At 72.6% G+C, this 13,581-nt stretch carries 11 protein-coding genes and 1 rRNA gene; 5 read left to right on the plus strand and 7 right to left on the minus strand.

What is annotated here, in order from left to right; translation table 11 throughout:
• Window positions 1-87 (plus strand): 5S ribosomal RNA (gene rrf / locus ACFWPI_RS21025); the annotation flags it as partial.
• Between the two features lie 96 nt (window positions 88-183).
• Here rrf and ACFWPI_RS21030 read toward each other — a convergent pair.
• Together ACFWPI_RS21030 and ACFWPI_RS21035 are read right to left on the minus strand one after the other, a co-directional pair.
• Entirely contained in the window at window positions 184-636 is a 453-nt protein-coding gene (locus tag ACFWPI_RS21030; protein ID WP_380377804.1) for a GNAT family N-acetyltransferase, read from the minus strand.
• Window positions 637-725: 89 nt separating this feature from the next.
• Entirely contained in the window at window positions 726-1,517 is a 792-nt protein-coding gene (locus tag ACFWPI_RS21035) for a VOC family protein (protein ID WP_380377806.1), read from the minus strand.
• A gap of 236 nt (window positions 1,518-1,753) precedes the next feature.
• On the opposite strand from ACFWPI_RS21035, the gene ACFWPI_RS21040 reads away from it, so the two are divergent.
• The 3 genes from ACFWPI_RS21040 to ACFWPI_RS21050 all read left to right on the plus strand — a co-directional run bounded on the left by ACFWPI_RS21040 (window position 1,754) and on the right by ACFWPI_RS21050 (window position 6,759).
• A complete protein-coding gene (locus tag ACFWPI_RS21040; protein WP_380377808.1) occupies window positions 1,754-3,988 on the plus strand; it encodes an ATP-dependent RecD-like DNA helicase in 2,235 nt (744 codons plus the stop codon).
• 225 nt (window positions 3,989-4,213) lie between these two features.
• Complete coding sequence (locus ACFWPI_RS21045) at window positions 4,214-5,503, plus strand: citrate synthase (protein ID WP_063349392.1); 1,290 nt, start codon at window positions 4,214-4,216, stop codon at window positions 5,501-5,503.
• Window positions 5,504-6,039: 536 nt separating this feature from the next.
• Window positions 6,040-6,759 carry an SDR family NAD(P)-dependent oxidoreductase gene (locus ACFWPI_RS21050; RefSeq protein WP_063349393.1) on the plus strand — a complete coding sequence of 240 codons (720 nt, stop codon included), beginning with the start codon at window positions 6,040-6,042 and terminating at the stop codon, window positions 6,757-6,759.
• Window positions 6,760-6,822: 63 nt separating this feature from the next.
• Here the strand turns inward: ACFWPI_RS21050 and ACFWPI_RS21055 are convergent, their stop codons facing one another.
• The 3 genes from ACFWPI_RS21055 to ACFWPI_RS21065 form a co-directional block, all read right to left on the minus strand.
• Window positions 6,823-9,039, minus strand: a complete 2,217-nt coding sequence (locus ACFWPI_RS21055) for a heavy metal translocating P-type ATPase (protein ID WP_380377840.1) — start codon at window positions 9,037-9,039, stop codon at window positions 6,823-6,825.
• Window positions 9,040-9,215: 176 nt separating this feature from the next.
• Window positions 9,216-9,545, minus strand: a complete 330-nt coding sequence (locus ACFWPI_RS21060) for a heavy-metal-associated domain-containing protein (protein WP_380338027.1) — start codon at window positions 9,543-9,545, stop codon at window positions 9,216-9,218.
• A 38-nt stretch (window positions 9,546-9,583) separates the two neighbouring features.
• Window positions 9,584-10,522 (minus strand): PrsW family intramembrane metalloprotease, encoded by a 939-nt coding sequence (locus tag ACFWPI_RS21065; RefSeq protein ID WP_380377810.1) that lies wholly within the window; start codon window positions 10,520-10,522, stop codon window positions 9,584-9,586.
• A 160-nt stretch (window positions 10,523-10,682) separates the two neighbouring features.
• Between ACFWPI_RS21065 and ACFWPI_RS21070 the strand changes: the two genes are divergently transcribed.
• A complete protein-coding gene (locus ACFWPI_RS21070; protein ID WP_380377812.1) occupies window positions 10,683-11,855 on the plus strand; it encodes a PP2C family protein-serine/threonine phosphatase in 1,173 nt (390 codons plus the stop codon).
• Window positions 11,856-11,906: 51 nt separating this feature from the next.
• Here ACFWPI_RS21070 and dhaL read toward each other — a convergent pair whose 3' ends face one another.
• On the minus strand, window positions 11,907-12,566 hold the full coding sequence (gene dhaL, locus ACFWPI_RS21075) for a dihydroxyacetone kinase subunit DhaL (RefSeq protein ID WP_380377813.1): 660 nt from the start codon (window positions 12,564-12,566) through the stop codon (window positions 11,907-11,909).
• A 13-nt stretch (window positions 12,567-12,579) separates the two neighbouring features.
• Window positions 12,580-13,575 carry a dihydroxyacetone kinase subunit DhaK gene (dhaK, locus tag ACFWPI_RS21080; RefSeq protein WP_380377814.1) on the minus strand — a complete coding sequence of 332 codons (996 nt, stop codon included), beginning with the start codon at window positions 13,573-13,575 and terminating at the stop codon, window positions 12,580-12,582.
• Between the last annotated feature and the right edge of the window lie 6 nt (window positions 13,576-13,581).

Consider the following 13,581-nt stretch of genomic DNA (forward strand, 5'->3'; position numbering starts at 1 on the left):
GGTTACATTCCGAACCCGGAAGCTAAGCCTTACAGCGCCGATGGTACTGCAGGGGGGACCCTGTGGGAGAGTAGGACGCCGCCGAACAATCATTCACAGAGAACCCCCATCCGGGAAACCGGATGGGGGTTCTCTGCATTTCCGGGGCTTTGGGACTTCAAGGTCTCAGAGCTGGGGAAGGCCTCAGAGCTGGAGTTTGAATCCGACGTGCGACGGGACGAAGCCGAGCTTCTCGTAGAAGCGGTGGGCGTCGGTGCGGGTCGCGTCGGAGGTGAGCTGGACGAGGTCGGCGCCGAGCTCGCGGGAACGCTCGATCGCCCACTGGATCAGTTCGGTGCCGAGGCCGCTGCCCCGCTCGTCGGCGTGGATGCGGACGGCCTCGATGACGGTCCGGGTGGAGCCCTTCCGGGAGAGCCCGGGGATCACGGTCAGCTGCAGGGTGCCGACGGTCCGGCCGGCGCGCTCGGCGGCGACCAGGTGCTGGTGCGGGTCGCCGTCGACGCGGGCGAAGGCGGCACGGTACGGCGTGAGGTCGTCGGGGCTCTCGCGGGTGGCACCCAGGGCGTCGTCGGCGAGCATGGCCACTATCGCCGGCAGGTCCTCCGCGGTGGCCCTGCGGATCGTCAGGTCAGTCATGATCAGAGGATAGGCGCGCCCTGTTTCCCGCACCCCGCCGCCGCTGCCCGTAGCGCCCCCTCAGGCCCCTTCTCGGGGGTGATCTGCCGTCACCCCCCGGGCTTGGCACTGGTGATGACGGCGAAGACGGCGCCGTGCGGGTCGTGGAACTGGGCGAGGCGGCCCACGCCGTGGACGTCCATGGCGGGGATCCGCACGGTGGCCCCGAGCTTGTCGGCGATGGCGAGGCTGGCGTCCACGTTGGGGACCTCGAAGTAGGGGAGCCAGTGCGAGGTGGTGCCGCGGGCGGTCTGTTCGGGGCCGAGCTGCATGATGCCGCCGTGGGCGTCGTCGCTGCCGGCGCCGGCGGGGGTGAGGACGGTGTAGGAGGTGCCTTCGAGCGGCACGTCCTGCTCCTGCCAGCTGAAGACGGTCCGGTAGAAGGTCTTGGCGCGTTCGGCGTCGACGCTGTAGCACTCGGCCCAGCAGAGGCTGCCCTCCTCGTTGACGACCTCCAGGCCGCGGGTGTCGTGCGGCTGCCAGACGGCGAACTCGGCGCCGGTCGGGTCGGTGTAGCCGGCCATCCGGCCCGCGGTGAAGACGTCGAAGGGGGTGAACCGGACGTGCCCGCCGGCCTGTTCGACGAGTTCGGTGGTGCGGTCGGCGTCGAGGGTGGCGAAGTACAGCGTCCAGGCGGGCAGGGAGCCCTCCTCGGCGAGCGGGCCGAGGGCGGCGACCGTCCGGCCGTCGAGCTGGAAGAAGCCGTACCCGCCGGCTTCGGGGCCGGCCGGGTCGAAGGTCCAGCCGAACAGGGCGGTGTAGAAGTCGACGGAGGCCCGGGTGTCGGGACTGCCCAGGTCGAGCCAGTCGGGGGAGCCGGGGCGGAAGGCGGTGTTGAGCATGGGCACTGCTCCTCGGACGGGGCCCGGACGGGCGCGATCGTCCCCCCCTGCCCGTCCCAGCCTGGCACCTCGGCGGGGGCGCTGCACGGCGGGGCGCTGCACGGCGGGGCGCTGCACGGCAGGGGCCCGCAGGCGCTCCTGCCGCGGGGGCGGTCGGGCGCGGGTGCGGGCTTGTCGTGGCCGGGCGGTACGGTGCGTAACGAAAGGTCCACCCGTACTGGTCGAAGGGGGTCCCGGTGGCCAGGCAGGCGCAGTCGGGGCAGGAGGCGCCGCGCCAGCTCGCGCAGGTCGAGGGCGTGCTGGAGCGGATCACGTACGCCAACGAGGACACCGGTTACACGGTGGCCCGGGTGGACACCGGCCGGGGCGGGAACGACCTGCTGACGGTGGTGGGCGCGCTGCTGGGAGCCCAGGTGGGGGAGTCGCTGCGGCTGCACGGGCGGTGGGGCTCGCATCCGCAGTACGGGCGGCAGTTCACGGTGGAGAACTACACGACGGTGCTGCCGGCGACGGTGCAGGGCATCCAGCGGTACCTGGGTTCGGGGCTGATCAAGGGGATCGGGCCGCGGTTCGCCGAGCGGATCGTGGAGCGCTTCGGGGTGGACACCCTGGAGGTGATCGAGAACGAGCCGGGCCGGCTGATCGAGGTGCCGGGGCTGGGGCCGAAGCGGACGAAGAAGATCGCGGCGGCCTGGGAGGAGCAGAAGGCCATCAAGGAGGTGATGGTCTTCCTCCAGGGGGTCGGGGTGTCGACCTCGCTCGCGGTGCGGATCTACAAGCAGTACGGGGACGCCTCGATCGGGGTGGTGAGGAACGAGCCGTACCGGCTGGCGTCGGACGTGTGGGGGATCGGCTTCCTGACGGCGGACCGGATCGCCCAGGCGGTGGGGATCCCGCACGACAGCCCGGAGCGGGTGAAGGCGGGGCTGCAGTACGCGCTGTCGCAGAGCAGCGACCAGGGGCACTGCTACCTGCCGGAGGAGCGGCTGATCGCGGACGGCGTGAAGCTGCTGCAGGTGGACGTGGGCTTGGTGATCGACTGCCTGGCGGAGCTGGTCGCGGCGGAGGGGGTGGTGCGGGAGTCGGTGCCGGGGGAGGCGGGCGAGGCGATCACCGCGGTGTACCTGGTGCCGTTCCACCGGGCGGAGATCTCGCTGGCCAACCAGCTGCTGCGGTTGCTGCGTTCGGATTCCGACCGGATGCCGTGGTTCGGCGGGGTGGACTGGCCGGTGGCGTTGGAGTGGCTGGCCAAGCGTACCGGGGCCGATCTCGCGCCGGAGCAGGAGCAGGCGGTGCGGCTGGCGCTGACCGAGCGGGTCGCGGTGCTGACGGGTGGTCCGGGCTGCGGCAAGTCGTTCACGGTGAAGTCGATCGTGACGCTGGCGCTGGCCAAGCGGGCGAAGGTGGTGCTGGCGGCGCCGACCGGGCGGGCGGCGAAGCGGCTGGCGGAGCTGACCGGGGCGGAGGCCTCGACGGTGCACCGGCTGCTGGAGCTGAAACCGGGTGGGGACGCCGCGTACGACCGGGACCGGCCGCTGGACGCCGATCTGGTGGTGGTGGACGAGGCCTCGATGCTGGATCTGATCCTGGCGAACAAGCTGGTCAAGGCGGTGCCGCCGGGGGCGCACCTGCTGTTCGTGGGGGACGTGGACCAGCTGCCGTCGGTGGGCGCCGGCGAGGTGCTGCGGGATCTGCTGGCGGAGGGCGGCCCGATCCCGTCGGTGCGGCTGACCAGGATCTTCCGGCAGGCCCAGCAGTCGGGGGTGGTGACGAACGCGCACCGGATCAACGAGGGGCGGCCGCCGCTGACGGACGGTCTGCCGGACTTCTTCCTGTTCGCGGAGGACGACGCGGAGTTGGCGGCTGGTCTGACGGTGGACGTGGTGGCGCGGCGGATCCCGCAGCGGTTCGGCTTCGACCCGCGGCGGGACGTCCAGGTGCTGGCGCCGATGCACCGGGGTCCGGCCGGGGCGGGGAACCTGAACACGCTGCTCCAGGGGGCGGTGACGCCGGCCCGGGAGGGGCTGGCGGAGCGGCGGTTCGGCGGGCGTACGTTCCGGGTGGGGGACAAGGTCACGCAGGTGCGCAACAACTACGACAAGGGGCGCAACGGGGTCTTCAACGGCACAGTGGGAGTGGTGACCGCCCTCAGCGTGGACGACCAGCGGTTGACGGTGCTCACCGACGAGGACGAGGAGGTGCCGTACGACTTCGACGAACTGGACGAGCTGGCCCACGCGTACGCGGTCACGATCCACCGCTCACAGGGGAGCGAGTACCCAGTGGTGGTGATTCCGGTCACCATGTCCGCTTGGACGATGCTCCAGCGAAACCTGCTCTACACCGCTGTGACCAGGGCAAGGAAACTGGTGGTACTGGTGGGGTCACGGAAGGCGATCGCCCAGGCCGTGCGGACCGTCAGTGCAGGTCGACGGCATGCGGCGCTCGATCATCGACTGGCAACTGGATGATTATCCAACAGGATGGTTGCCTCTAATGTTCTCTTGACGTGAAGAGATTTACGGCAGAGCCTAGGGTGGTGCCGATCTTGTCCGGTTCGTACCGGCTGCGGCAGCAGGTTTTGTAGGGGCGGGCCCTTTCGGGCCACCCCGGGTGCGCGGCTGTCCTCCAGATGGGGGATGGTAGAGACAGTCAGGGCACCTTGGAAGAGGATTCATTTCGTCGGTGAGGAAGACGTGAGCGACAACTCGGTAGTACTGCGGTACCAGGACGGCGAGTACGAGTACCCCGTCGTCGAGAGCACTGCGGGCAACGCCGGCTTCGACATCTCGAAGCTGCTCCCGCAGACCGGCCTGGTCACCCTGGACAACGGCTTCGGTAACACCGCCGCGTACAAGTCCGCGATCACCTTCGTGGACGGTGACAACGGCATCCTGCGGTACCGCGGCTACCCGATCGAGCAGCTCGCAGGGCAGGGCGGCTTCATCGAGACCGCGTACCTCCTGATCAACGGTGAGCTGCCCAACGCGGACCAGCTGGCCGAGTTCAACCGCGAGATCACCCAGCACACCCTGCTGCACGAGGACGTCAAGCGCTTCTTCCAGGGCTTCCCGCGGGACGCCCACCCGATGGCCATGCTGTCCTCGGTGGTCGGCGCGCTCTCCACGTTCTACCCGGAGAGCCACAACCCGTTCGACGCCGGCCAGCGTCACCTGTCGACCGTCCGCCTGCTCGCCAAGCTGCCGACGATCGCCGCCTACGCGTACAAGAAGGCGATGGGCCAGCCCTTCGTCTACCCGCGCAACGACCTGAGCTACGTCGAGAACCTCCTGCGGATGACCTTCGCCGTCCCCGCCGAGGACTACGAGCTCAACCCGGTGATCGTCAACGCCCTGGACAAGCTGCTCATCCTGCACGCGGACCACGAGCAGAACTGCTCGACCTCCACCGTGCGCCTGGTCGGCTCCAGCCACGCCAACCTGTTCGCCTCGATCTCGGCGGGCATCTCGGCGCTCTGGGGCCCGCTGCACGGCGGCGCCAACCAGGCCGTGCTGGAGATGCTGGAGAGCATCCAGAAGGACGGCGGCGACGTCGACGCGTTCATCACGAAGGTGAAGAACAAGGAAGCCGGCGTCAAGCTGATGGGCTTCGGCCACCGCGTCTACAAGGCCTTCGACCCGCGCGCCGCGCAGGTCAAGCTGCTCGCGCACGAGGTCCTCGGCCAGCTCGGCAAGAACGACGAGCTGCTGAACATCGCGCTCAAGCTGGAGGAGCACGCCCTCAAGGACGACTTCTTCATCTCGCGCAAGCTCTACCCGAACGTGGACTTCTACACCGGCCTGATCTACCGCGCCATGGGCTTCCCGACCAGCATGTTCACCGTGCTGTTCGCCCTCGGCCGGCTGCCGGGCTGGATCGCCCACTGGCACGAGATGATCAACGACCCGACCAGCCGGATCGGCCGTCCGCGCCAGATCTACACCGGCGTCGAGATCCGCGACTACGTCGCCCTCGGCGACCGCTGACGCTGCACCCGGAAGGGCCCGGTCGCCACTTGGCGGCCGGGCCCTTCCGCGTCCCCGTGCGGTGGGCCCGGGTGGGCGCCCGCGCTGGGGCGGAACCGTACGGCGCACGACTCCGGGGCCGGGCCGAAGCCGGGGACGGCCGCTCAAAGCGTCCCTGACCCGCCGCAACCCCGGCGTCGTGCGCGAAGGCCGTCAAGGTCGACGACCGTCCCGGGGCCCGCCGGAGCCCCGTCGGCGGCAGTCGGTGGAAGCGCGGGGACGCATTGCCGTTCGTCGCGTCCCCGCTCATCGGAAAACTGCCGCACTACCAACCTAAGACGTATCAGGGTGCGAGAAGTTACGCCCGGGGGGTGTGAGCTGCCTCTCGCCACGCTCCGTGTGCACCTCGTGCCGAGCCCATATCACACGTTCCCGCGCGTGCGACGTCACCCTCCCCGCAGTCACGGCAACCGAGCGTGATAGGAATCGTGGCATTCCGGTACGGACCGTCCCGCACCCTCGCAGCGTGGCGGCGGAGCTGGGGAGGGAGTGCGCAGATGGCCAGGAACGTCGTTGTCACCGGCGGTGGCACGGGAATCGGGTACGAAGTCGCGCGGCGGTTCGCCGAGGCGGGCGAACGGGTCGTGATCGTGGGCCGCCGCCGCGCGGTCCTGGAGAAGGCCGCGGCGGACCTCGGGCCGAACGTCACCCCGCTGGTGTGCGATCTCGCCGACCCCGATGCCGTCGAGGCCGCGCTCGCCGAACTGCCCGAGCGGATCGACGTCCTGGTCAACAACGCCGGCAGCCGGGAGACCGTGATCGGCGCCGGGCCGCACGCCCTGCTGGCCCGCTGGCGCGGCGACTTCGAGCGCAACGTGCTGACCGTGGTGCTGCTCACCGAGTCGATCCGGGACCGGCTCACCCCCGGCGCCGGCCGGGTGGTCACCATCAGCTCGATCGCCGCCCTGCGCGGGGCCGGCTCGTTCGGCGCGGCGAAGGCCTCGCTGCACGCCTGGAACCACTTCCTGGCTGCCCAGTTGGGCACCTCCGGGATCACCGCCAACATCGTCGCGCCCGGGACGGTGGCCGGCACCGAGTTCTTCGGCCCCCGGCTGGACGAGGCCGAGGTCTCCCGCCGGGCGGCCCGCACCCTGCTGGGCCGGATCGGGGAGACCGGTGAGGTCGCGGCCGCGGTCTACTTCCTGGCCTCGCCCGAGGCCGGGTTCATCACCGGCGAGATCCTGCACTGCAACGGCGGCGAGCTGCTCGGGCGGTGACGCGCTGGCGCAGGGAAGGGCCCGGACCTGGCGGTCCGGGCCCTTCCGCGTCGCGCGGGTGGGTCAGGCGGGCTGGAAGCGGCGCAGCCGCAGGCTGTTGGTGACCACGAAGACCGAGGAGAAGGCCATCGCGGCGCCGGCGACCATCGGGTTGAGCAGCCCGGCGGCGGCCAGCGGGATCGCTGCCACGTTGTAGCCGAAGGCCCAGCACAGGTTGCCCTTGATGGTGCCGAGCGTGCGGCGGGAGAGCCGGATGGCGTCGGCCGCCGAGCGCAGGTCGCCGCGGACCAGGGTGAGGTCGCCGGCCTCGATCGCGGCGTCGGTGCCGGTGCCCATGGCCAGGCCCAGGTCGGCCTGGGCGAGGGCGGCCGCGTCGTTGACGCCGTCGCCGACCATCGCCACGACCTTGCCCTCGGCCTGGAGCCGCTTGACGGTGGCGACCTTGTCCTCGGGCAGCACCTCGGCGACCACGTCCGCCGGGGCGATGCCGACCTCGGCCGCGACGGCCTCGGCGACCGCCCGGTTGTCGCCGGTCAGCAGCACCGGACGCAGGCCCAGCGCGCGCAGCCGGGCGATCGCCTCGGCGCTGGTCGGCCTGACCGCGTCCGCGACCTCCAGGACGGCCCGGGCCTCGCCGTCCCAGCCCACCGCGATCGCGGTCCGCCCGGCCGCCTCGGCCGCGGCCTTGGCGCGGGCCAGGACGGGCGGCAGGTGCTGGGCCCGGTCGGCGAGCAGGGCCTCGCGCCCGGCGACCACCGTCCGGCCCTCGACGACGCCCTGCACGCCCCGCCCGGGGAGGTTGCGGAAGTCCTCGACCGGCGGCAGCGCGCCGGCCCGCTCCGCGGCGGCGGTGGCGATGGCGGCGGCGATCGGGTGCTCGGAGGCGTGCTCCAGGGCGCCGGCCAGGCGCAGCGCCTCGGTCTCGTCGACGCCCTCGGCGGTGTGCACGGCGAGCAGGGTCATCCGGCCGGTGGTGACGGTGCCGGTCTTGTCCAGGACGACGGTGTCCACCCGGCGGGTGGTCTCCAGTACTTCGGGGCCCTTGATCAGGATGCCCAGTTGGGCGCCGCGGCCGGTGCCGACCATGAGCGCGGTCGGGGTGGCCAGGCCCAGGGCGCACGGGCAGGCGATGATCAGCACGGCCACGGCGGCGGTGAACGCCTCGGTGGGGCTGTCCGAGGCCAGGAGCCAGCCGACCAGGGTGGCGAGCGCGAGCAGGATGACGATCGGGACGAAGACGGCGGAGATCCGGTCGGCGAGGCGCTGGGCGGCGGCCTTGCCGTTCTGCGCGTCCTCGACCAGCCGGGCCATCCGGGACAGCTGGGTGTCCGCGCCGATCCGGGTGGCCTCGACCACCAGCCGGCCGCCCGCGTTGACGGTGGCGCCGGTGGCCTGGTCGCCGACGCCGACCTCGACCGGTACGGACTCGCCGGTGAGCATCGAGGCGTCCACCGCCGATCCGCCCTCGACCACCACGCCGTCGGTGGCGATCTTCTCGCCCGGCCGCACCACGAACCGGTCGCCCACGGCCAGGCCGCCGACCGGGATCCGGACCTCGGCCCCGCCGCGCAGCACGGTGACGTCCTTGGCGCCGAGGTCGAGCAGGGCGTGCAGGGCGGCCCCGGCCCGGCGCTTGGAGCGGGCCTCCAGGTGGCGGCCGAGCAGGATCAGCACGGTGACGGCGGCGGCCGTCTCCAGGTAGAGGGTGGAGGGGGCGTCGGTGTCGCCGATCGCCAGTGAGAAGTCGTGGTGCATCCCGGGCAGGCCCGCGTGGCCCCAGAACAGTGCCCAGAACGACCAGCCGAAGGCGGCCAGGGTGCCGAGCGAGACCAGGGTGTCCATGGTCGCGGCGCCGTGCTTGAGGTTGGTCCAGGCGGCGCGGTGGAACGGCAGGCCGCCGTAGACCACGACCGGGCCGGTGAGTGCGAAGGCGAGCCACTGCCAGTTGGCGAACTGGAGGGCCGGGATCATCGACAGCATGACCACCGGGACGCTGAGGACGGCGCTGATCAGCAGCCGGTCGTACAGCGGGTCGGCGGTGTCGGTACCGGTACTGGCACCGCTACTGGCGTCGGCGCCGGTCGGGAGGGCGGGGGCCGGGGGCGGCGGGAGTTCGGCGGTGTAGCCGGTGCGCTCGACCGTGGCGATCAGGTCCTCGACCGTCACCCCGGGGCCGTAGTCGACCCGGGCCTTCTCGGTGGCGAGGTTGACGGTGGCCTCGACGCCGTCCATCCGGTTGAGCTTCTTCTCGATCCGGGTCGCGCAGGAGGCGCAGGTCATGCCGCCGATCGACAGCTCGACCCGGTCCCGGACCCCGGGGGTGCCCTGGACGCCGGGGGCGGTGGTGACCAGTTCGCTTCGCTCGCTCATGCGGATCGGCTCCTCGGCAGCTCCTCGGTGGGGGTGTACGGCGGGGTCCGCTGCCCGGGCCCCGCCGTACCGGGCGTACAGGGGGCCTAGGCGCTGCGGCCGACCAGTTCGTAGCCGGCCTCGTCGACGGCGCTGCGGACCTGCTCGTCGTCCAGCGGGGCGAGGGAGGAGACCGTCACGGTGCCGGCCTTGGAGTCGGCGGCGACCTCGGTGACGCCGGTGAGGGCGGAGAGCTCCTCGCTGATCGCCTTCTCGCAGTGGCCGCAGCTCATGCCGGTCACGGTGTAGGTGGTGGTGCTGGACATCCGGGCCTCCGGGAGGTGTGGCGCCCCGGGCGTCGGCCCGGGTTCTACTCTGACAACACCATACCCCTCAGGGGTATTTCCGGGAGGGGTGGGTGAAGTGGCGCGCGTCACGGGCGCGCGCGCCGGTCGAGCGTATGCGCCGGACCGCCTCAGGCCGGGGAGGCCGGGAGCTGGGCCGGGATCGGCGCGCGCTCGCGCCGGATCAGCAGCCGCAGCCAGAGCAGCCCGCCCAAGGAGACCACGAGCAGCCCGGCCGTGTCGTAGAGGGTGTACAGGTGCACCTGCTCGCTGGTGGGGTCGGGCATGTGGCCGAGCTCGAACAGGGCGCGCTGCCAGGAGCTCGCGGTGGTCTTGGCGACCAGCCAGACGGCGATGCCGCTCGTGCTGTCCCAGAGCGCGTGCAGCAGCGATACGCCCAGGTAGGTGACGGCGACCGGGGTGGTGAAGCGGAACCGCCCGCCGCGGCGCTCGCTGAACAGCACCCCGCCGACGATCGCCGTCCACAGGATGTGGCCGACCGGCGCGAGCACCCCGCGCAGGATCTCCGTCTCGACCAGGTCCTCGAGCGAAAGCCCCTGGTTGCTCAGCACGGCGTTGAACGCGTATCCGGCACTCTCGAACGCGGCGAACCCCGCGCCGACGGTGGCGCCGAGCACCAGCCCGTGCCGCAGCCCGCTGACCCGCAGTCGGCGGCTCACCATGACCAGGGCGGCCAGCTTGGCCGCCTCCTCGATCAGCCCGACGGCGACGTACATCGAGGCCGAGGGCGAGACCAGGTAGCTCTCCAGCACCGAGGCGCCCAGGACGCCGATGATGCCGCCGACGCCGAAGCAGGCGAAGATCCGGTCCGGGCCGAGGTCGCCGGCGTAGCGCTCGTAGGCCCAGATCACCACGGTGGCCGGGACCAGGAAGCTGCCGAGCAGCACGATCGTCGGGACGAGGTTGCTGTTCCCGGTGAGGAACGTGACGACGACGGTGGCGCCCCAGAGCAGCAGGCCGACGGCGAAGACCCTCAGCCAGTGGTCGGACGTGGCCGTCGTGCGGGCCGGGGCGTCGGAGATGCGGGGGGTGTTGCGGTAGCCGGACACCGGTCAGGGCCTCCTCGGGGTAGCCGCTTTGGTCGAACTGTATGACAAATAGGGCATTTAGGGGCGATCGGGACGCCCGTGCGGCGGGGCGGCGGCCGCGGCGGACGGAAACGCGGTAGGCGGGCGGGTGGGTGCCGCGAACGTCCCTTATGTTCGGTATGTGTTCCCGACCCGCCGTGCCCAGTCCCCCTCGGCCCCCAGCGCCGCCGGGCTGCCGCCGGACCGGCGGCGCGGCGCCCTGCTGGCCGCCGACCTCCAGGACGTGCCGTTCTGGCGGCGGGCCAGCCCGGCGCTGCTCGCCGTGCTCCTGGTCGCACTCGCTGACCTCCTCTCCGGCAAGGACCGCTACCTGGCACCGCTGATGACCGTCGTCCCGGCCGCCGCCGCGCTCACCCTCAGACCGGGCGAACTGCTCGCCGTCTGCGCGCTCGGCCTGCTCGCGGTCTTCGGGCTCAGCCACTACGACGAGGTCGACAACATCAACGACGCGCGCTTCCTCTACGGTGCGATGGTCAGCTATGTCGTGTTGACGCTCTTCTCCGCCTGGGTCGCCAAGATCCGGATGCGGCGCGCGGCGGCCTTCGCGGCCGTCAGCTCCGTCGCCGAGGCCGCCCAGCGGGCCCTGCTGCGGCTGCCCGGGCCGGCCGTCGGGCCGCTGCGGCTGGCCGTCCGGTACGTGTCGGCGGCCGACGCCTCACGGATCGGCGGGGACCTGTACTCGGTGCTGGAGACGCCGCACGGCACCCGGGTCGCGGTCGGGGACGTCCGGGGCAAGGGTCTCTCCGCCGTGCAGACCGCGGCCGTGGTGCTCGGCGCGTTCCGGGAGGCTGCGTACGACGAGGCCGGGCTGCGGGGCGTCGCGGCGCGGATCGAGGCCAGCGTCGAGCGGCACGTCCCGGACGGGGAGTTCACCACCGCGCTGTTCGCGGAGTTCCGCACGCCCGGGGTGATGGAACTGCTGCAGTACGGGCACGTCCCGCCGATCCGGGTCGACGGCGACGGGCGGGCGCACGTGCTGGACGCCCCCGACCCCTGGGTGCCGCTCGGCCTCGGACGGCTGGCGACGGGCGAACCGGCCAGCTGGGACCAGCCGTTCGGGGCGGAGGACGTCCTGGTGCTCTGCACGGACGGGGTGGTCGAGGCGCGGCACCGCAAGAGCGGGGAGTTCTACCCGCTGGCGGAGCGGGTCGGGCCGCTGGTGCGGGGCGCCACGCGGTCGGAGGGGGATCTGGAGGCGGCGGTGGGGCGGGTGTACGCGGACCTGCTCGCGCATACGGGCGGGGAACTGCGGGACGACGCCCTGCTGTTGCTGATCGCCAGGACGGACGGCTGAGGGCCGGCCTCCTCCCCCTCCCCGCGTGGGGAGGGGGAGGAGGAGGGCGCCTCAGGACGCGGTGACGTCGGCGAGGGCGCGGAAGAGGAGGGCGGTGGAGGTGGCGCCAGGGTCCTGGTGGCCGATGCTGCGCTCGCCGAGGTAGGAGGCGCGGCCCTTGCGGGCCTGGAGGGGGACGGTGTCGCGGGCGCCCTGGTCGGCGGCCTCGGCGGCGGCGGCCGCCGCCTCGGGGAGGGTGGCCCCGGCGCCGGCCGCGGCGCGGAAGGCGGCGACGGCCGGGGTGTAGGCGTCGACGATGGTCTTGTCCCCGGGCACGGCCTTGCCGAGGGTGCGGACGGCGTCCAGGCCGGCCGCCAGTGCCTCGGCGACGGCGGCCGGGCCGGCCGGGTCGGCCGGGTCGGTGGGGTCGGCCAGGGCGGGATCGGGCAGGGCGGCGCCGATGGCGCGGAAGGCCTTGCCGTAGAGCGGGCCGGAGGCACCGCCGACCTTGGAGATCAGCGTGCTGCCCACCTTGGTGAGCACCGCGCCCGGGCCGGCCGGCCGGAGGCCGTCGAGGGCGGCCAGGGCGGCGGAGAAGCCGCGCCGGAGGTTGCTGCCGTGGTCGCCGTCGCCGATCGCCGAGTCCAGCTCGGTGAGCCGGCCCTGCTCCTTCTCGACGGCCGCGGCGATCGCGCGGACCCAGGCCTCGGCGAGGGGGGTGTCGAAGTCCATGGCGTCTCCCGGCTCAGGCCCGCTTGAGGGCGGGGGTGTCGACGGGCGCGTCCCACAGCTCCAGCAGCTGCGGGTCGGCCTTGGTGAGGGTGAGCGAGAAGCCCGCCATGTCCAGACTGGTGACGTAGTTGCCGACCAGGCTGCGGGCCACCGTGATGCCGCGCTCGGCGAGCCGGGCGGCGACCTCGCCGTAGGCGATGTACAGCTCCAGCAGGGGGGTCGCGCCGAGGCCGTTGAGCAGGGCGATCACCTCGTCGCCCGGGGCCAGGTGGTGGTCGGCGAGGATGGTGTCGACCACCTCGGCGGCCAGCGCGCGGGCCGGGCGCAGCTTCTCGCGGCGACGGCCGGGCTCGCCGTGGATGCCGACGCCGACCTCGATCTCGTCCTCGGGCAGGTCGAAGCCGGGCTTGCCGGCGGCCGGGGTGGTGGCAGCGGTGAGCGCGATGGCGAAGGAGCGGGAGGCGGCGTTGACCCGCTCGCCCAGGGCGGCCACCTCGTCGAGCGGGGCGCCGCGTTCGGCCAGCGCTCCGGTGGCCTTCTCGACCAGGACGGTCGCCCCGGTGCCGCGGCGGCCGGCCGTCCAGGTGGAGTCCTCGACCGCGACGTCGTCATCGACCAGGACGGTGCGGACCGCCAGGCCCTCCTCGGCGGCGAGTTCGGCGGCGAGCTCGAAGTTCATCACGTCGCCGGTGTAGTTCTTCACGATGAAGACGACGCCGGCGCCGCTCTCCACGGTCTGGGCGGCGGCCAGCATCTGGTCCGGTACCGGGGAGGTGAAGACCTCGCCGGGGCAGGCGGCGTCCAGCATGCCGGGGCCGACGAAGCCGCCGTGCAGCGGCTCGTGGCCGGAGCCGCCGCCGGAGATCACCGCGACCTTGGGCCCGGCCGGGCGGGCGGCCCGGGTGATCACCCGGTTGGGGATGTCCACCGTCAGCTCGGGGTGGGCGGCGGCGACTCCGGCCAACGCGTCCTCCAGGACGCTCTCCGGGGTGTTGATCAGCTTCTTCAACGCTCT

Source organism: Kitasatospora sp. NPDC058492 (assembly GCF_042720685.1).
Taxonomy (GTDB): Bacteria; Actinomycetota; Actinomycetes; order Streptomycetales; family Streptomycetaceae; genus Kitasatospora.

Excerpts from the sequence above, each read along its gene's own strand:
- ACFWPI_RS21030 (WP_380377804.1), bottom strand. The coding sequence starts at position 636 with ATGACTGACCTGACGATCCGCAGGGCCACCGCGGAGGACCTGCCGGCG.
- ACFWPI_RS21035 (WP_380377806.1), bottom strand. The coding sequence starts at position 1,517 with ATGCTCAACACCGCCTTCCGCCCCGGCTCCCCCGACTGGCTCGACCTG.
- ACFWPI_RS21050 (WP_063349393.1), top strand. The coding sequence starts at position 6,040 with ATGGCCAGGAACGTCGTTGTCACCGGCGGTGGCACGGGAATCGGGTAC.
- ACFWPI_RS21055 (WP_380377840.1), bottom strand. The coding sequence starts at position 9,039 with ATGACCTGCGCCTCCTGCGCGACCCGGATCGAGAAGAAGCTCAACCGG.
- dhaL (WP_380377813.1), bottom strand. The coding sequence starts at position 12,566 with ATGGACTTCGACACCCCCCTCGCCGAGGCCTGGGTCCGCGCGATCGCC.